Here is a 25,656-nt window from a genome sequence, read left to right as displayed (position 1 = left end):
GACATTACTTGTTTGTCATTAGATATCTACAAGCTATTTTGCTCTCTTTACATCATCTATCTGCTCAACTAATCGTTTAATAACATTCTGATCATAGTCAAAATGTGGTTCTTTCTCTATACCGAACTCGGTTAAAATAATGTGTTGGTAGTTTCCAATCTCTTTCTTATCAAACATATTCTTCAAACAGGATACAGCACATCCATCAATTACTAGATTAGCTGTCTCGGTCTCTTCGGCAGCTTCTTTAAAACCGCAAATGTCTGCTCCTACCCCTGCAGCACAACCCATTCGATACTTGTTTGCTTTGTGCAGGGCTATTGCTAACTCCACAGATATCTTGCCGACATTACTCGCCCCGGCACAGGCATACACATTACTATGAGCTGTATTAACAGCACAAGCACTCGAGCAACTGCAATTACATTCAGTCATATTTTTCTCCATAAAATTTCTTTAATAAATAGTTGCTTTTAAAGATATTATCTATACAATTACCATGTTATGGATACTCTCATAATTCTGTTCATAAAATATGATAAGGATAAGTAGATTACAAGTCTTTCTAAAACAGATAACCATAGACTACACCTGCTATCGTTGACATCACAACTACCAAAGTAACAAAAACAAGAGTTTTTTTAGTTCCGAGAACACTTCTGATCACTAACATATTAGGCAGTGAGAGTGCAGGTCCTGCTAACAACAGAGCCAACGCTGGTCCCTTCCCCATACCATTGCCTATCAGACCTTGTAAGATCGGCACTTCAGTCAGAGTAGCAAAGTACATAAATGCACCGGCAATAGCAGCAAAGAAGTTTGCTCCCAGGGAATTACCCCCTACTGCTGCATATACCCATTGGGAGGGGATCAATCCCTCTTCTTCCGGTCTACCGAGTAGCATTCCGGCAATTAGTACACCAAAGAGCAACAACGGTAGTATCTGCTTAGCAAAATCCCAGGTAGCTAAAAACCAATCACCCAATTCATCCTCTTTTCTGCTGATGAAAAAAGATAAACTTATGAATGCTGCAGCAAAGGCGATGGTCGGAAATTGAGGCAAAATAACAGCAAACAGTAACGTTATCCCTGCAGATACACCAATCTTCCATAATTTCATAGCAAAATATTTTATTAATACAACTCCCAACATAAGCGCTAATCCTGCTGTTATCAACCATTTAATCTGATAGATAAAGCTCCAGACACCTACATCATCAACTGGCTTTCCCCAATTGACTGCGACCAGGATCAAAACCAGCAGAACCATCAAAGAAACATTCTGCCAAAGTGGTTTTTCGTTTTCAGGCATAACGAAACCACCCTCTTCTGTCTTCTCTTTCCGGAAAATCAATTGCATCATTAAGCCGATAATGATACTGAACAAGATAGCTCCGACTGCTCTGGCTACTCCCAATTCCATCCCCAGTACTCTTGCGGTCAGAATGATAGCCATAATATTTATCGCCGGTCCCGAATAGAGGAAAGTTGTTGCCGGACCTAATCCCGCTCCTCTCTTATAAATTCCGCTAAATAATGGTAATACTGTACAGGAACAAACTGCCAATATACTCCCCGAAACTGAAGCGACTGAATAAGCTATTACTTTTTTTGCCTTACTCCCCAGATACTTCATTACCGCACCCTGACTGATAAAGACAGATATTGCTCCGGCAATGAAGAAAGCCGGGATCAAGCAAAGTAGTATATGCTCCCGAGCATAATCCTTTAAGAGAAAGAGCCCCTCACGAAAAGCAAAATCAAAACGAGCTGTTCCTACAGGCATAAAATAAGCACCTAAGAAAACAGCTGCCATGATTAAAAGTGTTTTCCACTCCTGCTTCCAATCCATATTAACCTCTACTATTTATCCTTCTTTTATTCATTATAAGTTTTTCATTAGTCATCACTTTCCTGGTGCATTCCTGCTGACTGACACACTCTACACAATCGAGTATTTCGTTAAGACAAGGAATATTCGACTTATATAAAACCATCTGACCATCTTTACGGCTCGTAACTAATCCTGCCTTCCGTAACACATCGAGATGCTTAGATATGGTCGAAATATCAAAGCGAAGTATATCTGTTAATTCACAGACACAACGTTCTCCATTATTATTAAGATACTCAATGATAAACAGACGGGTCGGATGCCCTAATGCCTTATAAATCAACGCCTTACTCTTCAAATTCTGCATCATTACCTCAAGTTTTATTGAGAAGATATTTGGTCAAAGAGCCAAATACTGTCAAGAGGTTTTGTAATGTTTGGGGCTGTTTTGATGAGATTTTAAAGATATCGTATCTATTGGATATACTCTCTATTGTATATTAAAAGAAGGGTCATATCTTGTAATCTTATTGATGGTTTAATAACAGAAAAAATCGCTATTTTTCCCCTTCTAGTTCATAAGTTAAAATCCCCTTTACATAATCGATCCATTTATGATCTGGGACAGTTCTGTCGATAAAGATATCCGGTTGAATGCCGATATTATCGAAAACCTGTTCAGGGAGTCTCAAGCTTCTGGCAATACAATATGATAAGCTTATTTCACCACAGGGGGAATCAACTGAGATCATATCTGCCGTATCGAGAGCCCCGACAGTAGTTCTGCCGAAAAGTTTTGTTTTGCTACTCTGCCTTGCTTCGAAGGCAAATAGTTCGGCAGCACTACCGACATTTTCGTTGATGATAACAGCAATTCTTTCAGGTAAGGGGTACTTGTCCTCTAATTCAATATCAAATACTTCAATATCATACAGGTTGACAAACTCACCTATGTTATCATAAAATTCAGCGAGTTTCTTTGTAAGCAATTCTCTCAATTCTGTTTGATCTGCAGGAATATTTGCCAACTGATTCTCCATGAATATAATGTTCAAGGGGGACGCCAAAAACTCAGTACCGTATGCTCTGATCGGATTGGTATAAAGATAGGGTAAAAGATTTCTATATGTCATATCAGAACCACCTCCATTGTTTCGTATATCTATGATCAGGTTTGGGGTACTAATAATTTTTTCGTGATGTTGAACCAAGAATTCATCCACAACAGGTTTATGTTCGATCAAAAAAGAGGGAAAACGGAGAAGTATGGTGTCATCCGATAATTCCATAAAAACTGGAGTGTTGACATTCATTAGTTCGAAATGGAAGCTAACTTGTTGATCATCTTCGGTAACAGGATAGTCCGGAAAGGATCTTTTCAGATTAAACCTGCCTAAAAGAAGATTATTATTTCCAAGCAATTCAGCCGAAGTAAATTCGAAAGGGGAATAGTCACCCATGTACCAAATACCGTTGGTTGATCCATCCTGCTCAGGTGGGGTAAATCTCAATTTAATATGCTGCTTCTGCCATCTTGTACTCCCTTCGTCAATAACAAAACCAAGATATTCATCGTCATGAATGATTATTCCAATAGTGTAGGGCTGAGAAATCCAAACACCTTCAAAACCGGCTTCTTCCAAACTTGATAGATATTCTACAAAATCCTCTTCATTGATCTCATATCTCTCCCAACCTGTCGGATCAACCGGATCACTAAGTTCTCTCTCGACTACTTCCCAATTAATACTAACGGCGTGATGCCATGGTCTGAAGAATCTTAACCATTCTCGATAGATCGCTACAGCTTCAGAGAGTGTCTCAACTTCCTGTAATCTCTCTTCATAAATTTCATTGTGCTTCTGAAACTCTGCATGACCCTTCTGTTCAATAATCAACTGTGCTCCGGCATCATTCTCTTCGAATGTTTCTCGTATCCAATGAAATTTTTCTATATATGACAACTCCAGAGAATGTATCAGGATAGGTGTTAGTACAAATGCGAACAGAATGATAAGAACCATGAAGAGTTTGTCGTTTATCATGAGATTGTTTAAACTTTGCATGCAATACCCCTTGTTATTATATTAGGTATTATTAATGCGAAATAAGAGAAATCTGTCAACTCAAATAATACCTTAAGGACTCTCCCACCCTACTTGGTATAGAAAAATTATCGCTGATTTCTGGCTTATACGATAACCTAATAATAAGACACCTCTAACACTTGCACAATGATTAATGAGCAACTGTTATTCCATAGTTTCTGTCGAAGCTACTATCCTATAAAACTTCATCGCCCCTGAGATCGATTCCGAAAAAATAGGTTCATGAACAACATCTAACAATTGCCAATCTTCCGAATAAGGATCATAGCATGCATAGACCTTATAGGAGTTTGCATTTTCGACTGCCTCCCAATGAAGATAGATGTACCCGTCAGCAATATTAGTAATTAGATTTTCCGGGGTTAATAACTCAATTCCGGAGTCTTGCCAATGCAGATAAGGATAGCCATCGTTGAGATATTGAGGATCAGCTTTCCAGGTATTTATAAAATCCCAGTCAACATAAGTGTTAGCTGCATATGTGTAAGTCATCTCCTCGGTTGTTCGCCCTTCGCCTGCTGCAGAGCTCGGCTGTCCGGATGTTTCCATATCCCAATAGCAGTTGGTAAAAGTGGTGCCAAACTGATGACCAATAAAACCACCAACCCAAGATATTCCATTTACACTACCTTTACTATAGCAGTTAACTATTGTACAATAACCCAGATCACGCCCTATAAAACCACCAACATATGAATTGCCGCCAACACTACTGATGCTGTAACTGTTGCTATGGGTAGATTGAGCAGTGCGACCAGATAAACCACCAACCTCTGAATACCCCGAAACATTACAGGAACTAAAACTATTACTGACCGTGGAATGAAATGTATGAGCTCCGACAAGTCCACCGACATAATAATCACCATTTACTATACCATCACTAAAACAATTACTGATCAATGTATAACTTTCGGTCATACCGACCAGACCTCCCACATAGTAGTGACCATTAATGTTAAAATCAATAGTGCCAATATTCTCTAATAAAGATCCCGACGCATAGCCAAACAGACCGACATGATCCATATCAGGACGATTGATAAACAAACCGTTAATAGTGTAATCCTGCCCGTCATAAGTACCAGTAAATCTCGTTTCATTACTAATATCACTATTATCACCAATGGGAGTCCACCCCTGACCTGCAAACCAACCGCTCGTTGAAGAAGCATCAATATCAGCAATTTGAATATAGTGACTTGACCACCGTGTTGCCTGATCGGGATCGGGGACAACGTCTTCGCTCGCCGCTATCCAGTAGAGATTTTCGAGAGAAGAAATTTCATAGGGGTTGCTTGGTGTTCCATCTCCAGCAGTAGGAGCTTCCGCTTCTGGATAAATTTCGAAAGTTTGCCACTCTAAGTATGGATAACCATCATTCAGGTAGAGAGGGTCCTCTTGCCAGGTATCTACAAAATCCCAACCGACATAGGTATTGGATGCATAGGGATATGTCATATCTCCCGTGCTTCTAGCTAAACCATCAATTCCAGTTTAGGTCGTTGCTGGATTGACTGAATAAATATCTTAAATTTTTTATGGGATTTTAAGAACTAGCTTCTTTATCCAAAGTACAGAACGATCTTTATTGTTAAGGAAATTAACCGTCATGAACTCTCTGTCGATCTCGATGAAATCATTAAAAATCTCTCTTTCGTTCACAAATATTCTTATAGGTATATCGAGATTTACCATTCCAGGATGAATATAGACAGCTAGTTTTGCAACACGGGAACTTTCAATATGGAAAACATTGCCTCTATAAAGAGCTTTCAAAGCTCCGGACTTCTGTTGATAATTAAAATGCTCATGATAGGTAACGGGAGGGAAAGCACCTTCAAGAATAATTTCCTCTTGGTCTCTGATGATAGTCAAATGAAACTCATCTCCCCGTTTCTTATCATTGCGAATATTCAGTAAATCATTAATTGTTTCAGTTTCTATACCATCCATAGAAATTATGACATCACCACTTATAAGTCCGATCTCTTCAGAAACCGAATTATCGACAATATTAGATATTCTCACTCCATATCCTGTAAAATCGTTGTCGTCATAGAATCCAAAGGTAACTCTGTCATCGGGTAGGAGAACTGTATTATGACAATGCCAATCCTGAGCTGCACTTAATGTGTCGATCTCAAGAATCTCTAACCAGTCGCATCTCCCCCATCTTGGATCTGTAGTTTCCCAGTAGAGTGATGGTTGAAAGATATTACGAACTTGTTTTTCCATATCCTCGATCATTAGTGGAAGATCGTACTCTGCGTAGTCGTAAGTATGCCCTATTCCCCAATACTCCAAGTAAAAGATATTTGCCCCCATATCTTGAGCTGTTTTGATTAATAACCGCATCTTATCAGCAGGATAAAGAAAATCTAGATCGGTATTGATTACTCGATGATAACGGTTACGCAGATTAGTTGTGTAGGTAGGATATCCTGTTACTATTGTTCCAACCAGCATATTACCGTTCAAGGGATAAAAAGCTGCAAAATCGTTGGGAGTAGTCATGCCGAGATGAAAGGAACCGGAAGCTCCATCAGAAAAACCGCTTAGATAAATCCTGTTGTCATCAACATTAAATCTCTCTTTTAAAAACCGGATCTGATACATGATGTTCTCTATACCTTTTTCAGACCACCAAGCCGTCTGAATATTAGCCATGGGAAAGAGTAGAATCCAATTCTTTTCATTGGCTATTTTAAGGAAGGGGCTATGATGTAAGTTATCATAATAATCTTCGATAAACTCAGGACGAGATACTCCGCCATGAAGATATATCAAGAGCGGAGTTTTCTTATCTGCTCTATAACCTGATGGCAGGTAGTAAACAAAAGGTGCTTGTAGAGTATCATTGATTGTGTGGTAATCCTTAATAAGAATTGCTAATTCTTCAGGTTGCTCAAAATCTGTGTAGTTTTTAAAAACGGTATAAAGAGAATCAGAACTTATCGATTCGTTATTATATTGCTCCTTTACAAATTGCTCTAAACTCATTGCAGTTATCTGGCAAACAATACAAAGAATAAGTACTGGTATCGTTAGACACAAGAAACGCTTCATAAAACCTCCCAATTGGATAGAGAAGTCGATACGATAAAAAACACGTCAATATAAATTAGTTAATTAAATGATATATTAGAAGATCATCATCGTAGTATTGAAATATTAAGTTTTTCTCTAACTGTCAGCGGTCTTGATAGTTTGGGAAGAAAAATATCTTGCTTAATATAGTCGGATATTTTTGTTATCATTAATATATAGAAATATATTCTTTTGACAAGGAGTACCTATGTATAAGATCTATGAAGGTAAACTAGTATCCGATAAGGCAAAATACTGTATCGTGATCAGTCGTTTCAATGAGTTTATCGGCAACAAACTTTTAGAAGGGAGTTTAGACTGTTTACAGCGTCATAATGTAGCTGAAAAAGAGATCGAGGTTGTCTGGACACCTGGTGCTTTTGAACTTCCAGCAGTAGCGCAAAAACTGGCTAAAACCGGTAAATATGAAGCAATAATATGTTTAGGAGCCGTTATTCGTGGTTCAACTCCCCATTTCGAATATGTCTCATCTGAAGTGAGCAAAGGAATAGCTCAGGTTGCACTACAATCGGGTATTCCAGTAATCTTTGGAGTTATAACTGCAGATACCATTGAACAAGCAATCGAAAGAGCAGGTACTAAATCCGGAAATAAAGGTTGGGATGCAGCTCTTTCAGCGATCGAAATGGTAAATCTCTACCGGAGTATAAAATAGGGATGGGTTTACGCCGCAAAGGACGAGAGATCGTTTTACAGACGTTGTATAGTCTCGATTTCGACCATGAATCTGCTCTTACCGAAAGAGAGGTAGATAGGGAGATGTTCGAACCGATCTTAAATAACATCTTCGAGACTAATTCTATTAAACCGACCAGCAGAATCTACCCGTTTTGTAATGAGCTGATAGTTTCTGTTATAGAAAATCTGCAGACAATAGATAATTTGATTAAAACTCATCTTGAGCATTGGAATATTGATAAACTCGGTGTACTCGATAGAAATCTGCTACGTCTTGCTATAGCCGATATTTTGTATCAGAATACACCACCACCTATAGCAATTGATGAAGCTGTTGAAATAGCCAAAAAGTTCTGCTGTGACAAATCGAGTAAATTGATAAATGGAGTTTTGGATCATATAGCCAAAGATTTGCCACAGCAACCTCATAAGACTGAGTAATAGTTATTTTATGGATTACTGATGATGAAAAACCAACTCAGATGCAGCATCGGTATCTTGATACATAACGAAGCCGAAAACATTGGTAAACTACTGAAAGCTTTGCTTAATCAGAAGCTGGAAAAGGTAGAAATAGCGGAAATCATAGTTATTTCAAGTGACTCAACAGATGGTTCTGATGATATAGTGAAGAGATATTCCGGAATAAATCCGATAGTTAAACTAATCACGGAAAAAGAGCGGAGAGGCAAATCGGCTGCTATAAATACTTTTTTAAAAGAAGCAAAAGAAGATCTCATATTGATCAGTAGTGGAGATGTAATTCCAGAGGAAATAACCATAGAAAAAATGATTGAACCCTTTATTGATAGTAGTATCGGTATGACCGGAGCACATCCTATACCTGTAAACAAAACCGATAGTTTTGTCGGTTATTGGGTTCACCTTCAGTGGCAACTTCATCATTTGATAGCATTACAATCTCCCAAACTGGGGGAAATGGTAGCATTTCGTAATATAATGACCTCAATTCCTGAGGACAGTGCTGTTGATGAAGCTAGTATTGAAGCTATTATCACAGAGAATGGATTTAAACTGTTCTATGTACCGGAAGCAATCGTATATAATAAAGGCCCTGAGAGTATCATGGATTTCATAAAACAGCGTAGAAGAATAGCTGCTGGACATCTTTGGCTGAAAAGACGAAACTCTTATCATGTCAGTACCAACCAACCACAATTACTTCTTTCCGTACTTTGGGATGAGATAAAGAGAAACCCTTGGAAACTACATTTTGTTATTCTTATCGTCATTTTAGAGATTTGGTCTCGGTTTCTTGGTTGGTATGACTTAACTATTTTGAAAAAGAATCCCTTTAAGTGGGATATAATTAACTCGACTAAAAAAGTAAATTAAGAGGATATGAGATGTTAATCTTACTTATAAAATTGATCATTTACAGAATCTATCGTATCCTTGGTTTCCCAAGATTACTACCGATAAATTATACAATTAGCGTCACAAACAAATGCAATTCCCGCTGTCAGACCTGTTTTATTTATAATGTCAAGTCGGAGCAGATGAATGTTTCCGAATACAAAAAGATATTCAAAAAAATCGGCAAAGCTCCATATTGGGTTACAATAAGTGGTGGTGAACCGTTTTTAAGAAAAGACCTTGTGGATATTGTTATTGCTTTGGATAAGTATTGCCGTCCAAGGATAATCAATATTCCAACAAACGGTATCCTGACACCACGAATTCTCTACATGGTTAGACAGATATGCAAATCCCTACCACGAACTCAGATCATTATCAATCTATCTATAGATGGTATTGATGAAGAACACGACAGAATTAGAAATGTTAAGGGTAATTTTAATAGAGTTATTAATACTTTCAAAGCACTGAAGAAACTTAAGTATAAAAATTTAATTGTTGGGATCCATACTGTGATATCAAAGTATAATGTTGAGAATTTCCCCGTAATAGCATCTTATCTGATGCAATTAGCTCCCGATTCTTACATTACTGAAATTGCTGAAGAAAGGCACGAATTAGCTAATATAGGTAAAGATATCACACCGAGTGCTTTAGAATATCGTGCTGCTATAGATTTTCTGCTTCATCGGATCAAGAACAATAAATTCAAAGGTATGAGTCGGATTACCCAATCTTTTCGTATCGAATACTATAATTTGGTTAAGAAAATCTTACGCGATAAGAAACAGGTCATACCATGTTATGCAGGAATTGCATCGTGTCATATAGCTCCAAATGGTGATGTTTGGATGTGTTGCACCAAAGCCAAACCAATAGGAAATCTACGAAAAAAGGACTATAACTTCAGTTCGATCTGGTTCTCAAAAAATGCTAAAATAGAACGCAAAGAAATCAGACAAAAGAGATGCTATTGCCCATTAGCAAATAGTTCATATACAAATCTGCTGCTCAATATTCCTTCCCTCTGGAGAGTGTTTATCAGAAGTTATATCAAATGGTAGGTAGATAATGAATGTGAAAATATTGCACGCTGAGAAGAACAAGACCAATCTCTTTTTCTCCGATTACTTTCAGAGACAGGATAGAAGTATCGTTCTCCTAACTCACTACAGAGAAGAGAGTTCATCTCACGAAAAAATTAATTCAATCATATTACAGAGCCTGGTTAAAATTGACTTTCAGAATATTCTTTGGGAAGAATTACCTGCTCTTCTCAAGGAGTTTTTCCTCAACCTTAACTGGGAACTTTTTGCTCATTTCAGAAATTTTCAGGAACAAGAGGTCGGTGTTTCTATCTTCTTAGCCATCATTGAAGATAATAACATTTGTTTCGTGTCAGGTGGCAGATTTCTTGCTGGGGTAATTACTCAATCCGGTTTAGATGAATTAGGAAAGAACTGGGATCATTTCCACGTTAAAACTAAAGAGAATCTTGGTCTACTTGGTGTTTTGGGAAAAGATATCGAAGTTAAACCGGTAGTTCAAGAGTTGCCGATAAACTCAATTTTTGTTACTCTACCGGCTGATAAGGCAAAAACTCTAAACCTAAAAGAAACAGGATTCTATGAACTAGCCGATAAGGTTTCAAATGAATATAAGAGAGAACCTTTTCCTTATTGGATGATATCTTTTGAAGAACGAAAACGGGATATTAGAAAACCATGGTACAAAGCTAAAAAGTTTCGCATCCCGGTAGTATTAATGTTATTAATGCTGATCTTTTCGATCTACTATTTATTCATGGGAAGAGATGTAGTTGATGATCGTTTACACATAACAAGAGAGCAATTTCAACTTACCCTTCGTAACATTGATATTCTCAAACTACAAGAAATCCTTCCCCTGGATTATGGTATTCTTCTTGTTCCACAACATAATATTGAACTAACTGTCGATTGGGAAAGCACACTTTCATATCCCATTACTCTCAAACCCTACTTTTGTTTACGTAATATTTACCTTGTATCTAATGATGTTTTATATGCTTACGATAAAAGAACTAAAAGAAATACTTGGAAAACTAATCTCAACCACAATGTTGTTTCAATAGAAATTCTCGACTCTAATCTAATGTTGGTGATGACTGCAGATAATATCAGTTACTGTCTAAAGAGAGATAACGGTGATTTGGTATGGACTAAAGGTGATGATTCACAGTTACCAATCTATTCTCCTGCACCGCCATATCAGCCGGTGCAAATCTCTCTCGAAATGGATAGAAGATTGAATAACAGCATTATTCTCATTCCATATTATAACAGTTTGACCTTGATCAATATACTGAATGGTGATACCCTAACCCACTATTCAAGTGATGAAACTATCAACTATGTAAGTGATTTCGATTTTATTGAAAGATCTGTTTATATGGTTAAAGGTAACAAACTGTATAAAGTAAGAATCGAAATTAGATACTAAAAAATTCAATTCCTATACCAAGTTAGAATTAAATCAACTAGTTTGTCATCATCATGATATGATTGCATCAATAGTTATATCATTTTGATATAATGTTTTATAGAAATCCTTTCCTCTTTGTAACTTCATAATAAAATCTGCAAAAAATATTCAACCTATCTCCATAGAATCCAAGCTATTAGATACATTAGTAACAACAACGAAGTTATAGGATGAATTTTTGGTACATGTATTGCAAATACAATAACCTTGAAAGGACCTGAAATAACAAGGAGGAATTATGAAACATTTAATAATCTTAACAGTAACATTGTTTTTAGGAACAGTTGGTTTACATGCTCTCATGAACATAGAAAACCAAGTTCTAAGTCATTATGCCCAAGTAATAGAGTATCCCTATCATGAGCTCTATGAAGTACTTTTTGCTGAAAACAAATCAGATCAGAAAACAGAAGATAGTGGAGAATTCATAATCGAAAAGAAGATTATAGTAACAGAAAATGTTTCTGATATTGATATGGAGGAAATTGATCAAAAAATTAAAGAGGCAATGAAAAAGGTTGAAGAAGTAACTCGTGATCTAGATACTGGAACAGGTAGTAGAATAGTTACTATTGAACTAGATCGTCAACGCAGCGATTCAGCTTATATGGGTGTTGTCACTGAAGACCTTACATTAAGTCAAGCTGCCGAGATGGGATACAATAAGTTTTATGGTGTTTTAATTACTAGTGTCGTTCCCAATAGCCCAGCTAGAGCTCAGCGTATTCTGCCGGATGATATCATTATGGAAGTAGACGGGCAGAGAATTTCAAATCGCAGGATATTCACCAATATTATCGGATCATATAACATAGGTGATACGGTCAGAATGAAAATTTTCCGTAACAGACAGGAAATGGACATGGATTTCACTTTCGGTTCTCGCCATGATCGTATAGATACAGGTATTCCGGGAGAACAAGTAGTTCGTAAACCAAAGATCTCAGTTGGTTCATTTGGTGGTGGTTGGATCCCACTATGGTACACTCCAGAAGTTGATGACATCAATAAAATGATCACCTCTTTGGGTTTTGCAGAAATAGATGACAAAGGCCAATTCCTTAATGGTGGTGGTGCAAAGATCAATGTTGGCAAAGGATTGTTCCTTGGTGGTATGGGTGCAGGATACTCATTTGATAGAAGAATAAATGTACCTGATGAGAATGTTATTCGTAGAATGAGATACAGTACCGGTTTCGGTGGTATAACTTTAGAACAGCGTATTCCTGTAACTCGCAAGCTGATAACTTCAGTAGGATCAATGCTCGGATGGGGTACAACAAGAATTGAGGTTTCTCAAAATGATGGGAACTACAACTGGGATGACCTATCAACACAGATAAATGATACTTTGAATAACTATCTCAACCTTTACAAAAGCTATATCTTTCTGCAACCAAAAGCTGAGTTATACTATCGTTTAAATTCATGGCTTTCAATTCGGGGTGAAGTCGGTTACATCTTATCATATTCATATCATAATGGTTGGAATGTCGATGATACTGGCGATGTTTACGAAGTAAAAGGATCACCCAATACATCTTTTGATGGTTTGACAATCTCTGTCGGTCCATGGTTTGGTTTCTAAACTCCTCCCTAAAAGAGATTAGAATAAATGAAAAAACCCGGGCTGTTCACAGCCCGGGTTTATCTATGAAAAATCAAAAAACTTGACATTTGGTCGGTTAATCAAACAAATAATTTTACAACTAATATTGAAGAGGGATTATGTTGAGCTTTGCGGGTAGGATTCTGTCTAGTGTAGTATCCATGACAATGCTCCTGTTCTCTTCTTATGAAGGGAATAATGCACGCTTTTCTGATGTGTTTATTGGTCATGATAATCAGATTGTCAGAATAAGAACCTCTCTGTTATATGCCTTCGATAATGATTTTGAGCAGATATTCCGTTCTGGCAGCCCAATCAATATTAACTACTATCTTATCGTATCAAGAGATGGTATTCTTTTAGACTCTATTGAATATAGAAATACTGTCATATATGACCCAATGGAGCGTTTTTTTCGGATCGAGGCAGAAGTTTCTAATAATTTCACTTTTACTGTTTCATGTGATGATCTAAGAACAATAATCTCGGAAGTAGATATCTTTTATGATCATTGGGGAATAGGAGGAACATATAAGTTCGAATTATCGGCATCTATGGAAAGAGTTACTCTCGAATCCTTGGAAAGAGAATTTGACTTGATGATGCTATGGAATTATAAGACCCCTAAGATAGTTTTCGAATACAAGGTGGAGCTATATGAAAGTTAATCTCAACTTAAGAGTCATCGTTATTTTTCTCTTTCTCTTTCTATATTTGAGTAGTCTTATGATTCTTAATGTTTTTTTTAATAGTCAACAGAAGGAGATCGATAAAGCCTATAAAAATTTTCACATTGATGAAGTTCTTGCTGAACTAAGCTTTAAGACACAAGAAGATAGTTTGCAAGCAAGGCAATTAGCAGTTAATATCAGAGAATCCTTAATGGCGATAGACTTGATCAGAAATGAGACACAGGTATATTCTACTTTATTTCTAATACTATTAATGATCGCATCTATCATCGCTTTCGTTCTGGTATTTTACCGGATCACCAAACCTTTAAAGGATTTGCAATTAGCAACAGCACGGATCAGAGAAGGAGATTTTTCTGTGTATCTTCCTACCTCAGGTATTAAAGAGATGCGTCTCTTACAGCAATCATTTAACGATATGTCACATGAATTGGATAATACCCAGAAAAAACTCTTACAAGCTGAAAAAGAGATGATTTGGAAAGAACTATCTCGTATGCTTGCTCATGAAATTAAGAACCCTTTAACTCCAATTCAGCTATCAATTCAACGATTGGAAGAAAAATACGAAGACTGTGAAAAGTTGAAAGAGATCTTTCCGGAAGCTATAAGAATAATCAATCAGGAAGTAAATAATTTACGAGAGCTTGTCCAGTCTTTCTCCAATTTTGCTAAAATATCTACACCTAACTTAACTGTATTTGATCCTGCAACAGAGATTGAAAAAACTGTCGAACCTTATATACATAATTATAACATACAGCTGAATTTGACCAAGAACACGAAAATTCAATTTGATCAGACACATTTCTATCAGATAATCACTAACATTCTACAAAATGCTGCTGATGCCAGCTCTTCTGAAGAAGAGATAGTTGTCAGTCTCAAGAAGAGTAATAATTTCTTGGTTGTTGAAATAAAGGATTACGGACAAGGTATTGACCCTGATGATATTTCTCATATTTTCGATCCTTACTTTTCTCGTAAGAAGCGAGGTACTGGATTGGGTTTAGCAGTAGTTAAGCGTCTTTGCGATGCAAATTCAGCTCATATCAGAGTAAAAAGTAAGTTAAATCAAGGAACGACTTTTGAGATTATTATCGAGGAGTATAAATGAATATCTTAATAGTCGATGATGAACAGAATATTTGTGTCTCCTTGCAAAATATTTTAGAGGATGAAGGATACAATTGTCATGCCCTGCAAGATCCCCTCAAAAGTCTGGAATACATAACCAATCAGATTCCGGATATTGTCCTTCTTGATGTGTCCATGCCGCATATAGGTGGTTTGGAAGTATTAGAGAAGATCAAGAATATCGATTCCGGGATACAAGTAATAATGATCTCGGGACACAGTGGTATCAGTGAAGCAGTGAAAGCCATAAAACTTGGGGCATTTGACTTTTTAGAAAAACCGCTAAGTTTACCCAAGGTTAAACTCACAGTGCGCAAAGCCTATGAATTCAGAAGTATTTCTCAAGAAAATGAAAGATTGAAATCGAATTTTTCAGAAAATTTCAAGTTAATAGGTAAAAGTGCAGAGCTCAAAGAGTTAAAAAAGGTAATAGATCGTGTAGCACCAACTAACTCAAAGGTTCTGATCAGGGGTGAAAGTGGTACTGGCAAAGAACTCATTGCCTATGCTATCCATAATCAGAGCCATCGGAGCAATAATCCATTCATCAAATTCAATTCAGCAGCGATTCCCAACGAGCTTGTTGAGAGTGAACTATTCGGTTTTGAAAAAGGTGCCTTTACAGGAGCCGTCAAGAGCAAGAAAGGTAAACTCGCTGAAGCAGACGGTGGTACTCTTTTTCTTGATGAAATAGGTGATATGAGTTTATCTGCCCAGGCAAAAATACTTCGCGTTATTCAAGAAGGAGAATTCGAAAAGGTTGGAAGTAATAAGAAGGAAAAGATAGACACAAGAGTCATAGCAGCAACTCATAAAAATCTCGAGGAAATGGTAAAAACCGGTCATTTTAGAGAGGATCTCTTTTTTAGATTAAATGTGATCCCGATCATCAGCCCTCCTCTTCGTTCACATCCGGAAGATATACCCGTTTTGATAGAGCATTTTTCCAAAATGTTCCATTCTGAGATGAAAGTACCGTTGAAAACTTTTACAGACGAAGCTATCCTGGAGATGCAATCATGGCTTTATCCCGGTAATGTAAGAGAGTTAAAAAATCTTATAGAAAGATTCTATATCTTGATCGATAACCAAGAAATCACTCCTCAGCTTCTTGCCAGATATAATCTTAAAGATCCATATCATAATAACATTTCTGAGCAGCATTCCGAATTATCTTTCTGGAAAGAGACGGTTTATTTCCAAGAAAAAAAGAGAGAATTCGAGATTAAGTACTTAACAGAACAGTTAAAGAAACATAATTACAACATTACTCAAACTTCACATGCTCTGGGAATCCACCAGAGTAATCTTTCCAGAAAACTCAAAGAACTTAACATAAGTTTCTCTTAAAAAATATTTAAGAGAAAAAATCTTTACTAAAGATTAGTCATATAAATGATGAATTTAACTACAGAATCAGGGAGGAAGAATGGATAATTATGATATAAATGATCCCATAAAAGAAGCAAAAAAAACTCAAGAGACACGCTACCGTCCAATTGAAAATAAAGGTTATATAAAACAGAAATGGTTTGCTTTCGGTTGTTTATCAGCTGTTATATTGATTATCATCTTTTTATTAGTCGCACTGTCCGGTATAATTATGCTTGGGCGCAGTAAAATTGAACCTATTCCAACTGGTACCTACTTAAATCTTCGAATTGTAGGAGCATTGGAAGAATATCGCGAGATAGATCAAGATCTATTTTCTTTTACAACAACTCTGTCCGCTAGAGATATTATTGATCGGATCAATAAAGCAGCCAATGATCCAAACATCAAGGGCATCATTTTAGAACCCCGTTTTGTTGCTGCCGGTTATTCGACTCTTAATGAAATAACTATCGCTTTAGAAAATTTTAAAGCGAAAGGTAAGCCAGTTTATGCCTACCTTGAGATGGCAGCAAATAGAGATTATTATCTCGCTTCTGTCTCCACAGAGATATTTCTACACCCATCGGCTTCCTCAGGAATATATTTAAGCGGTGTTGGTGTTTCCTCTCTTTACATGAAAGACCTTTTTGATAAATTAGGTGTAGAGTGGACTATATTACATTCCGGTGAGTTTAAAGGTGCCGGAGAAGAATTTAGCCGCAGGGAAATGTCTCCACAAATGCGACAGAGTCTAACTCTTTTATTAGATGATCTATACAGTCAGCTTTTAACAGACATATCTTCTCTGCGAAACCTTGATTTCAATATCATACGAGAAATTTATGAAGATAGACCTGAATTCCTGATCAATCAAGATTATGCTTTAGAAATGGATATTGTTGACTTTTTAGCTTCCCGTGATGATATGTTGGATATGCTGGGTATTAGTGAAGATAAGGTGATGAGAATAAGCAGATATAGAACCAGAACTAGCTCACGAACAGGTCACTCTAATAAAGTAGCAGTAGTTTATCTACAGGGCTCAATTACTATTCCGAGTTCAAGTTTCGGACAGAACATTATTTCTGCCGGCAAGGTTAAGAACATCATCGCGGATATAGAAAAAGACCCATCAATAAAAGCAATAGTTCTGCGCATAAAAAGCCCCGGTGGCAGTGCCTTAGAGTCTGATAAGATCTATCAACAATTGATCAAGCTGAAAAGTACCAAACCATTAGTAGTCTCTATGAGCGATATTGCTGCCTCTGGGGGATACTATATAGCAGCTCCGGGAGATTACATAATGGCAGATCCTTATACCATAACCGGCTCAATAGGTGTAGCAGCGATGATCCCAAATTTACATCAGACTGGTCAAAAAATTGGGGTAAATCCTCAAACGATGTATCGAGGAAAATATACAAATTTCATGAATACATGGGAAAGACCTAATCCTTCAGACATCTTGGCATTACAGAGGAGCTTAGACTCTACCTATGAAGAATTCAAGGAACGAGTATCTACAGGTAGAAATATGACTTCAGAAGAAGTAGAAAAAGTTGCACAAGGCATGATTTGGAGTAGTAAGAGAGCACTTGCTAATAATTTAATAGATGACATCGGGAATTTGGATCAAGCAGTAGAAAAAGCTGCAGAACTTGCCAATATGATTGACTACCAAACAGTTTATCTTCCTGAAACAAAAACTCTTTGGGAGTTGTTATTGGAAAGAAGATTTGACAGGAGCATAATACTGAGCATTATAACAAGTAATGTCATTACAGACGAGAGATTAGAAGATCTTCGTAAGATATACACGGCGATAAAAAATGATCCCGTTCAGATGCTTTCTCCTCTCTTATACGTTGATTAGGTAAATACCTTTCGGTAGATCAAGAAGAATTGTATTGATCTTGATAGCTCAGATCGTGGTTTTCAATCGAAAGGAAAGAGGAGCTGTATATGAATAAAGGACTAATCTATACTATTATACTCTTGTTTACCTTATTAATTGCTTCTTGTGCTGAAGATGCTGTTATGATCTTTTATAATAATACTGCCAGTACAACTGAAATCCGAATAGACAACATCACATATCAATTACCTGCATATCAAACACTGGAAAGAAAGTGGAGTTTGAATCGTAAAGCTTTTTCGGTTGACAAGCAATATGTAACAGTTCAAATAAATGAAAAACTATTTCTCTTTCCACAGCAATACACTGCCTTGCTCAGTGCGGGCTCGAGAGTTTATAAGAGCATTGACTATGATGCTGCCGGCTTGAGAATCAGCAATGAGTCTTCATCGATTGTTACTGAAGTTTATATTTCACCGAGTACTTCGCAGTTATGGGGTAGTAATAAGCTTGAGAGCGTTATCATGCCTGAAGATTCAGCTCGCTGGAACTTAGCTGAAGGATTTTGGGATATCAAAATCGTCAACAATTGGGGGAATAATTATACTTATTTCGAACAGAGATTCTTTGTTAAGCATCTCCATTCTATTGATATATTTGACGGGAAAACTAATACAGATGATGATATAATTAAGATTAATGGTATTTATGAAACCCTGAGTAATGAGTATCCGATAGAACAGATTGATTAGTCATATTATGTTCAGAGATATTCATCCAGTTCATCAACTCTGAAGGCATCTTCTAAATGCTTTATTTGAAAGAGGTTAGATCGTTCGTTATATAAGATCCCAATAACATCGAAACGCATACAAAGCCCTTCATAATCTCTATTGTCTTGCAGAAAATGAATTGCTGTCCTGATAATTTTCAGTCTTTTCCGAACTGATACGCTAGAGAATGCGGACTGTAAATCACTACTTCTTGATCTGACCTCAGCAAAGACTATTACTTGGTCTTTTTCTGCAACGATATCAATCTCTCCAAACTCACAGCTATAGTTTCTGCAAATGATTAAAAAACCATTTCTTTCAAGAAAAGAACAACTTATCTCTTCGGCACATTTCCAGATTTCTTTAGATAATTCTTTCATGATTTTTATGCATTAGACCAGTTTTTTGGAAGATTTGACTAAAACATCATTCCGTTTTGAAACGACCGATAAATTAGTGATCCTTTTGTAAGTTAATTCAATTAAAACTTTTTATTTACAGAAAGGACACTAATAGTGTTACCGTATCACCTGACAGCATATTTAAATGTTTTGTTTTGAAATCTTTCTTTTAGGTTATTGAGAGCTTTTTCCGGTAAGGCAGCTTTATTCAAGTATGTTGAGTCCAAAGTCTTATTGGGTTCAAATCTTTGAAGGATGAATCGCCTTCCAAAGGGTATCATCTTACTAATCTCTATGATATCCTCTTCATCATGGATAGTGTTGACTGCAGTTGTCCTAAACTCTACAACTTTCTGAGATTCACTCAGGATCTTGAGTGATGATAACAAGTTATGAGAATCACAGTTTACTCCAGCAGCCATATAATACTTTTCCAGCGGTGCTTTGATATCCATCGCTATATAATCTATGAGGTTATCATCTAAAAGCTGAGTTAACAAATTAGGATTGGTACCGTTTGTGTCTAATTTTATCAGATAACCCAGTTGTTTGATTTTATATAGAAAATCAGGTAGATCATTATGGATTGTCGGTTCTCCGCCGGTAATGACCACTCCGTCTAACAAACCTTTTCTCCTTTCCAGAAATTCAAGCACCTCCAGCTCTGGTAATACTTCATGGAATCTATTAGGATCTACCAATTCTGGATTATGACAATAAGGGCAGCGGAAATTACAGCCCTGTGTAAAGATGACTGCCGAGATCATTCCCGGATAATCTATCAAGGAAGTTTTCTGTAAACCACCAATAATCATATCACTTTTTTTATCTTGAAATTAACACGATTCTTATATTCTTCCTGTTTTCCTGCATTCCATTGAGATACCGGCCTTAAATACCCAGTAACTCTGGAATAAATCTCTGTTTTTGCTTCACATTGAGGACAGATAGCTACTTCACCGTTTAGATATCCATGGTTAGGACAAATACTGAAGGTAGGAGTAAAGGTGAAGTAAGGTAAGTGATAGTTTTGACATATTTTGCTGACTAGTTTTTTAACAACATTAGGATCATCAATTTTTTCTCCACCATAAATATGTAGGACTGTTCCTCCCGTATATTTGATTTGTATGGGATCCTGTTTATCGAGAACTTCGAAAATATCGTCAGAGTAGTTAACTGGTAATTGAGTCGAATTAGTATAATAAGGTTCCTGAATATTAGAAATTGCTTTACCATTAGCAAAAACAATATCTTTGTATAAATGTTTATCTAACCTAGCCAGACGGTAGGAGGTACTTTCAGCTGGTGTAGCTTCCAAGTTATAATAATTGCCAGTTTCCTCTTGAAATTCAATAAGTCGGTCACGGATATAATCCATTACTTTAACAGCAAAATTCTGTCCTGTTTCAGTAGCGAGATTTTCTCCGTTAAGATTGATAGAAGCTTCATTCATTCCTACTATACCGATAGTAGAGAAGTGATTTTTCCAATAGGAATCAAATCTCTCTTTAATCATTCTCAGATAGAATTTCGAATAGGGATAGAGACCATTATCGGTCAGTTTTTCCAGAATCTTTCTTTTTATTTCCAAAGATTTCTTTGCTCTTTCCAGCTGAGTATCTAAATATGCAAAAAACTCTGCTTCATTATCAGATAAATAACCAATTCTTGGTAAATTTATTGTCACAACACCTATTGAACCGGTTAGTGGATTAGCCCCAAACAGCCCTCCCCCTCTGGCTGTCAGGGTTCTGGTGTCTAATCTTAATCGGCAACACATAGACCGAGCATCTTCAGGTTTCAGTTCTGAATTAACAAAATTAGAAAAATAGGGAATCCCGTATTTTGCGGTTACAGCCCATAATTGTTGGAGATTCTCATTTTCCCAGTTAAAATCCTTAGTTATGCTATATGTTGGTATTGGAAAAGTAAACACACGGCCCTTGGCATCTCCTTCTGTCATGACTTCCAAAAATGCCCTGTTCAACAGATCCATCTCATATTGAAAATCACTGTAGGTTTCTTTTTGCTGCTTCCCCCCAATAACAACTGGAGTATCAGCATAATTTGCCGGAACTATTAAATCCATAGATATATTAGTGAAAGGAGTCTGAAATCCTACCCTAGTTGGCACATTGATATTAAAAATAAACTCCTGCATTGCCTGTTTGACTTCCTTATACTCCAAATTATCATATCTAATAAATGGAGCAAGTAGAGTATCGAAGTTAGAAAATGCTTGGGCTCCGGCTGCTTCACCTTGCAAGGTATAGAAAAAATTAACTAATTGTCCCAATACCGCCCGAAAGTGTTTTGCCGGTTTACTTTCAACTTTTCCTTCAACTCCGGTGAATCCTGTTAGAAGTAAGTCCATTAGATCCCAACCAACACAGTACACAGATATTATACCGAGATCGTGGATATGAAAATCTCCTTCCTGATGAGCATTGCGAATCTCAGGCGGATATATTTTATTCAACCAATATGCTTTGCTGACTTCTGATGCCAAATAGTTATTCAAGCCCTGTAGAGAATATGACATGTTGCTATTTTCTTGCACTTGCCAGTCGATCTTATCTATATAATCATCAATCATATTTACTCTGGCGTTAGAGACGATCTCTCGCATCTGTGAATGCTGATCACGATAGAGGATGTATGATTTGGCGGTTTTCTTATAGGGTGAGGTTAATAGCACTTCTTCTACTATATCCTGAATCTCTTCTACTGATGGACCTTCGTCGTGCAATATTTGTTGTGCTAAATTCAAAACCCTAAAAGTAAGCTTTTTGGCGATCTCTTCATCGAACTCTCTTGTTGCTTGACCTGCTTTATATATAGCTTCAGTAATCTTCTCCAGCTCAAAATCTACATATTTGCCGTTACGTTTCCGTATCTTAGTGAACATACTCACCTCTTGGTATGAAAAATTTATTTAAGAGTCAGAACAAGAATGTGACATCCTAACTCTCTAATATCTAATTAATTATGAACTTTATTCTCAAGTTGTGATTTTTCTTTTTGAATTATTAGGTGTATAAGAATTCAAGTAGTTAACTTATGTCAAGCAGTTTCATTCAATCATACTTTATTTTCTTTCTTCTATGATATAGACGTACTCTTTGCCCTAAACCCCAAAACCTTTGCCTGAGTTGATTTGATCTTAGATTATTGGCTTTCTTTTTCGTTATCAGGAAAATTTTCTCTTGCTTTTGCTTGGTTAATCATCTGGATTATCACTATCTTTTCTATTTATCTCAATCTGACATCTCTTTGCCTGGTAATTGAGAATCACAATAATAACTTAACTTCAGAAGATCAGGAAAAAAATTATAGCTTGTGTTATTCAGCAACATATTGATTCAAAGACAGTTATATCTCAGAGTAGAAAATTTTACGGTTCATATGTAAAAGAAAGATAAAAAAACATTGACAAATTCTGAGCGTTTTTTTAGGTAAGGTAGATGGATTAGTAGTCAAAGTTTTTTATATAATAAAGAGAGAGTGAACTAACTTGAAAACAAAAGACAGCATCGCAAGGATTTGAGTATGGATAGAGATGAGAGAGAAACAAATTCTTTAAGATCAATTTCCGAAGAAATTAGAGACATAATCTCAGAAGCGCGTTCTGCTATTATTACCGATCCTTCCAAAGCAATTCTCTATGCTAAAACTGCATTAATTACAGCTCAAGATAAGAGTATGAGCGACGAAGAATTGGATTGTCTAATCTTATTAGCTGAAGGTCAAATGCAGTTAAATCAATTCAATGACGCCTTTGACTTCATTGCTAAAGCGGAATCTTTCTCGGATGCTAATCTGCAAAATAGGAAAGCTGAAGTACTCATTCTCTATGGCGATATTTTTCAAGCCGAAAAGAATTATGATCGTGCTATAGAAAAATACCTTAATGCTCTGGATATCATCAAGAATATGGATCCTGATCCTCAATACCATGGGTCTCTATTAAATAAAATTGCCTCAATATATTTTTTACAGGGCGATTTTAAGACTGCAAAAGATTACTTTGCTTTACTTCTTGATTGGTCTGAAAAAAATACTGAACGTCTTTGGACAGCATCGACTCTAATTAATATTGGCCAAATTTATAACAAAACATCTTCTTTTGATCTGGCGTTAGATTATTTTCTTAAATCGCTCACTATCTACACCGAATTAGAGAACATAGACGGCATCATCTATAATCAAATCAATCTGGGACTCTTGTATTGGCGACGTTATCAGTATGATAGAGCTTTGGAATATCTCAAAGCAGCTCATGAAAACGTCAGCAAAACAGTAGACAAAAATTTGATGTATGAAGTCTTAAATAATTTGGGGATGATATATCGAAACTTGAAGCAATATGAAGAAGCCAAAAAGTGTTATGATGAAGCCATGAGGATCAGGCAAATAGCAGCAGAAAGCCCCAAAATTGCTAATGAGAATGTGAAAGTTGTCACAATAGGTGAACGACTGAATTCACTACTCAATCTTATAACTGTGTATATAAGATTAGAATTAAAAGAAGCTACAACCGAAGCAGTTAATGAAGCTATTTCTTTGCTGGAGCAGATAGACAATAAAGAATTGAGAAAGGATACTTTTAAAGTATTGTCAGACTATTACCATCATATAAATGACTATAAAGAAGCTTACGAATATTACAAACAATATATCAAAATCAGCGAAGAGATTCATGCCGAGCAGGAGACTTTAAAATTCGCCAATGTAGAACTAAATCATGAATTAAAAAAAGTTCAGGAGAAAACTGAAAATAGGTTAAAGATTGCAAAAACCACGGCAGCTCTTGCTATGGCTATCACAGCAAGTCATGAAGTAAATCAGCCATTGATGATCATAGTCGGTAATTTGGAACTCTTGCAGGAGAGTTTGAAAGATAAAGAGATCTCGGAAAAACAAAAGACATATATGCAAAACATCAAACTGGGTGTTGAGAGAGTCAACAATATTTTGAAGAAGTTTCAGAATTCAAAAGACATAGATTTTGGAACGTATCCCGGCGATAAACCATTCGTAGTGTTCAAAGAAGAAAAAGAGAATAATCCAGATTAAAAAGCTTCCATAGCAACAAAGAGAATATTAATAGATTCTTTTGATACGCCAAAATCAAACCTTAATAACATCCCCTCCCCTTCAATTAATCTAAACCTTGTACCAACGCCATAAGAAAACTTTTTTTTATCCCATCTCCAATCTTTGAACTTGTCTAAGACAGTTCCAGCTTCTGTAAAGAGCACAAAACCGATTCTCTTTTTCCTTTTATTGTCCCAAGGAAATATCCGATATTCTGAACGGAGTGTTGTTATGCATCTGTCCAAGTATCTGGAGGTTTGATAAGCCCTTAGAAAATCACCTAACTGGAACATTTTTTGAAACGGTACTCCAGTAGTTTGAATACCGGAATAGTATTGAAACGATATAGATTGTTTCTCTGATAAAGAATAGTATCTTCTCAAATCTAAGGAATACTCTTTGAAATTAAAATCACTACTAAGTTTTTTATCATAATAAACTGTTCTTAACTCATAAAACTCACCTGCAGTAGTGAAGAAATGGCTGTTCCTATTATCTCTGGCTATTGTAAAACCAAATCCTATAAGCTGCCCACCTTTACTACCTTTAATAGTACCATCAGACAATAATAGTGTATCTTCATTCAATTCAAGTGCATAACTTGCATAATTAAAGAGCATACCACCACTCCATTTCATATAAAGTTGATGGCGAATATTCCAATCTATCTCCAATTCCTTGGAAACAAATTCTTCCTTTGAACTCTCCGTAGTATCTATACCTATGCCATAGAAGTCTTAAGGCCAATATTTATAACCAAAATCCAAATTGGTCTGAAAAGTCTTATCTTTTGTTTCATAGATCGGGAGCAGATTCATTGCTGTCTGTTTCTTCTGTGTATATTGAGCAGTTCCTAAAATTATCCAGTTATTTCCATCTTGGAAAACATTGTACAGACTCATACTACCTAAAATGCCAATCATGAAACCAGTTTCTGAAGTATACAGAACATAGGGTAATACTGCTCTTTCAGTCTTTTTGGAGGATATTATCTCATCTTCTGTTGGATTACAAAACAGGATGGTTATTAATAAAGCTACTATTATTACTATTAAAAAGCTTTTTATCACTTTTTACTGAA

23 protein-coding genes are annotated in these 25,656 nt (G+C 36.4%); 12 read left to right on the top strand and 11 right to left on the bottom strand.

Features of this window, described 5'->3' with window-relative positions; genetic code table 11:
* Positions 1 to 33 precede the first annotated feature (33 nt).
* The 6 genes from K0B81_00785 to K0B81_00760 form a co-directional block, all read right to left on the bottom strand.
* Positions 34 to 435: a putative zinc-binding protein gene (locus K0B81_00785; protein MBW6515135.1), complete on the bottom strand. Its 402-nt coding sequence runs from the start codon at positions 433 to 435 to the stop codon at positions 34 to 36.
* Positions 436 to 565: 130 nt separating this feature from the next.
* Positions 566 to 1,852 carry a permease gene (locus K0B81_00780; protein ID MBW6515134.1) on the bottom strand — a complete coding sequence of 429 codons (1,287 nt, stop codon included), beginning with the start codon at positions 1,850 to 1,852 and terminating at the stop codon, positions 566 to 568.
* Between the two features lies 1 nt (position 1,853).
* Positions 1,854 to 2,204: a metalloregulator ArsR/SmtB family transcription factor gene (locus K0B81_00775; protein ID MBW6515133.1), complete on the bottom strand. Its 351-nt coding sequence runs from the start codon at positions 2,202 to 2,204 to the stop codon at positions 1,854 to 1,856.
* A 187-nt stretch (positions 2,205 to 2,391) separates the two neighbouring features.
* On the bottom strand, positions 2,392 to 3,900 hold the full coding sequence (locus K0B81_00770) for a hypothetical protein (protein MBW6515132.1): 1,509 nt from the start codon (positions 3,898 to 3,900) through the stop codon (positions 2,392 to 2,394).
* Positions 3,901 to 4,086: 186 nt separating this feature from the next.
* Entirely contained in the window at positions 4,087 to 5,403 is a 1,317-nt protein-coding gene (locus K0B81_00765; protein MBW6515131.1) for a hypothetical protein, read from the bottom strand.
* A 78-nt stretch (positions 5,404 to 5,481) separates the two neighbouring features.
* Positions 5,482 to 7,011, bottom strand: a complete 1,530-nt coding sequence (locus K0B81_00760; GenBank protein MBW6515130.1) for a PDZ domain-containing protein — start codon at positions 7,009 to 7,011, stop codon at positions 5,482 to 5,484.
* Positions 7,012 to 7,240: 229 nt separating this feature from the next.
* Here K0B81_00760 and ribE point away from each other — a divergent pair, with 229 nt between their 5' ends.
* The 11 genes from ribE to K0B81_00705 all read left to right on the top strand — a co-directional run bounded on the left by ribE (position 7,241) and on the right by K0B81_00705 (position 19,053).
* The gene (gene ribE, locus K0B81_00755; protein ID MBW6515129.1) at positions 7,241 to 7,708 is read left to right on the top strand and encodes a 6,7-dimethyl-8-ribityllumazine synthase; all 468 of its coding nucleotides are present in this window, start codon (positions 7,241 to 7,243) and stop codon (positions 7,706 to 7,708) included.
* Positions 7,709 to 7,710: 2 nt separating this feature from the next.
* Positions 7,711 to 8,172 carry a transcription antitermination factor NusB gene (gene nusB / locus K0B81_00750; protein ID MBW6515128.1) on the top strand — a complete coding sequence of 154 codons (462 nt, stop codon included), beginning with the start codon at positions 7,711 to 7,713 and terminating at the stop codon, positions 8,170 to 8,172.
* A 24-nt stretch (positions 8,173 to 8,196) separates the two neighbouring features.
* Complete coding sequence (locus tag K0B81_00745) at positions 8,197 to 9,087, top strand: glycosyltransferase (protein MBW6515127.1); 891 nt, start codon at positions 8,197 to 8,199, stop codon at positions 9,085 to 9,087.
* An 11-nt stretch (positions 9,088 to 9,098) separates the two neighbouring features.
* Positions 9,099 to 10,175 carry a radical SAM protein gene (locus K0B81_00740; GenBank protein MBW6515126.1) on the top strand — a complete coding sequence of 359 codons (1,077 nt, stop codon included), beginning with the start codon at positions 9,099 to 9,101 and terminating at the stop codon, positions 10,173 to 10,175.
* 7 nt (positions 10,176 to 10,182) lie between these two features.
* Positions 10,183 to 11,592, top strand: a complete 1,410-nt coding sequence (locus K0B81_00735; protein MBW6515125.1) for a PQQ-like beta-propeller repeat protein — start codon at positions 10,183 to 10,185, stop codon at positions 11,590 to 11,592.
* Positions 11,593 to 11,872: 280 nt separating this feature from the next.
* Positions 11,873 to 13,222, top strand: coding sequence for a PDZ domain-containing protein (locus K0B81_00730; protein MBW6515124.1), 1,350 nt, complete (start codon positions 11,873 to 11,875; stop codon positions 13,220 to 13,222).
* A 140-nt stretch (positions 13,223 to 13,362) separates the two neighbouring features.
* The gene (locus K0B81_00725) at positions 13,363 to 13,911 is read left to right on the top strand and encodes a hypothetical protein (GenBank protein ID MBW6515123.1); all 549 of its coding nucleotides are present in this window, start codon (positions 13,363 to 13,365) and stop codon (positions 13,909 to 13,911) included.
* Complete coding sequence (locus K0B81_00720; GenBank protein ID MBW6515122.1) at positions 13,901 to 15,052, top strand: HAMP domain-containing histidine kinase; 1,152 nt, start codon at positions 13,901 to 13,903, stop codon at positions 15,050 to 15,052. Before K0B81_00725 ends, K0B81_00720 begins: the two co-directional genes overlap by 11 nt.
* Complete coding sequence (locus K0B81_00715; GenBank protein MBW6515121.1) at positions 15,049 to 16,422, top strand: sigma-54 dependent transcriptional regulator; 1,374 nt, start codon at positions 15,049 to 15,051, stop codon at positions 16,420 to 16,422. The genes K0B81_00720 and K0B81_00715 overlap by 4 nt, the downstream gene beginning before the upstream one ends.
* A 79-nt stretch (positions 16,423 to 16,501) precedes the next feature.
* Positions 16,502 to 18,319, top strand: a complete 1,818-nt coding sequence (sppA, locus tag K0B81_00710) for a signal peptide peptidase SppA (protein ID MBW6515120.1) — start codon at positions 16,502 to 16,504, stop codon at positions 18,317 to 18,319.
* Between the two features lie 89 nt (positions 18,320 to 18,408).
* Positions 18,409 to 19,053, top strand: coding sequence for a hypothetical protein (locus tag K0B81_00705; protein ID MBW6515119.1), 645 nt, complete (start codon positions 18,409 to 18,411; stop codon positions 19,051 to 19,053).
* A gap of 11 nt (positions 19,054 to 19,064) precedes the next feature.
* Here K0B81_00705 and K0B81_00700 read toward each other — a convergent pair whose 3' ends face one another.
* From K0B81_00700 to K0B81_00690, 3 genes are all read right to left on the bottom strand, one after another.
* A complete protein-coding gene (locus tag K0B81_00700; protein ID MBW6515118.1) occupies positions 19,065 to 19,454 on the bottom strand; it encodes a YraN family protein in 390 nt (129 codons plus the stop codon).
* A gap of 146 nt (positions 19,455 to 19,600) precedes the next feature.
* Entirely contained in the window at positions 19,601 to 20,290 is a 690-nt protein-coding gene (locus K0B81_00695; GenBank protein ID MBW6515117.1) for an anaerobic ribonucleoside-triphosphate reductase activating protein, read from the bottom strand.
* Positions 20,287 to 22,386, bottom strand: coding sequence for a ribonucleoside triphosphate reductase (locus K0B81_00690; GenBank protein MBW6515116.1), 2,100 nt, complete (start codon positions 22,384 to 22,386; stop codon positions 20,287 to 20,289). Before K0B81_00690 ends, K0B81_00695 begins: the two co-directional genes overlap by 4 nt.
* 641 nt (positions 22,387 to 23,027) lie before the next feature.
* Between K0B81_00690 and K0B81_00685 the strand changes: the two genes are divergently transcribed.
* Positions 23,028 to 24,554 (top strand): tetratricopeptide repeat protein, encoded by a 1,527-nt coding sequence (locus tag K0B81_00685; protein MBW6515115.1) that lies wholly within the window; start codon positions 23,028 to 23,030, stop codon positions 24,552 to 24,554.
* Here the strand turns inward: K0B81_00685 and K0B81_00680 are convergent.
* Both K0B81_00680 and K0B81_00675 read right to left on the bottom strand, forming a co-directional pair.
* A complete protein-coding gene (locus tag K0B81_00680; protein MBW6515114.1) occupies positions 24,551 to 25,249 on the bottom strand; it encodes an outer membrane protein assembly factor in 699 nt (232 codons plus the stop codon). The genes K0B81_00685 and K0B81_00680 overlap by 4 nt on opposite strands.
* 63 nt (positions 25,250 to 25,312) lie before the next feature.
* A complete protein-coding gene (locus tag K0B81_00675; protein ID MBW6515113.1) occupies positions 25,313 to 25,645 on the bottom strand; it encodes a hypothetical protein in 333 nt (110 codons plus the stop codon).
* Between the last annotated feature and the right edge of the window lie 11 nt (positions 25,646 to 25,656).

The organism is Candidatus Cloacimonadota bacterium, assembly GCA_019429305.1.
GTDB lineage: Bacteria > Cloacimonadota > Cloacimonadia > Cloacimonadales > JAJBBL01 > JAHYIR01.
Note: the sequence above shows the minus strand (reverse complement) of the source record. Positions and strands in the feature narration are given on the sequence as shown.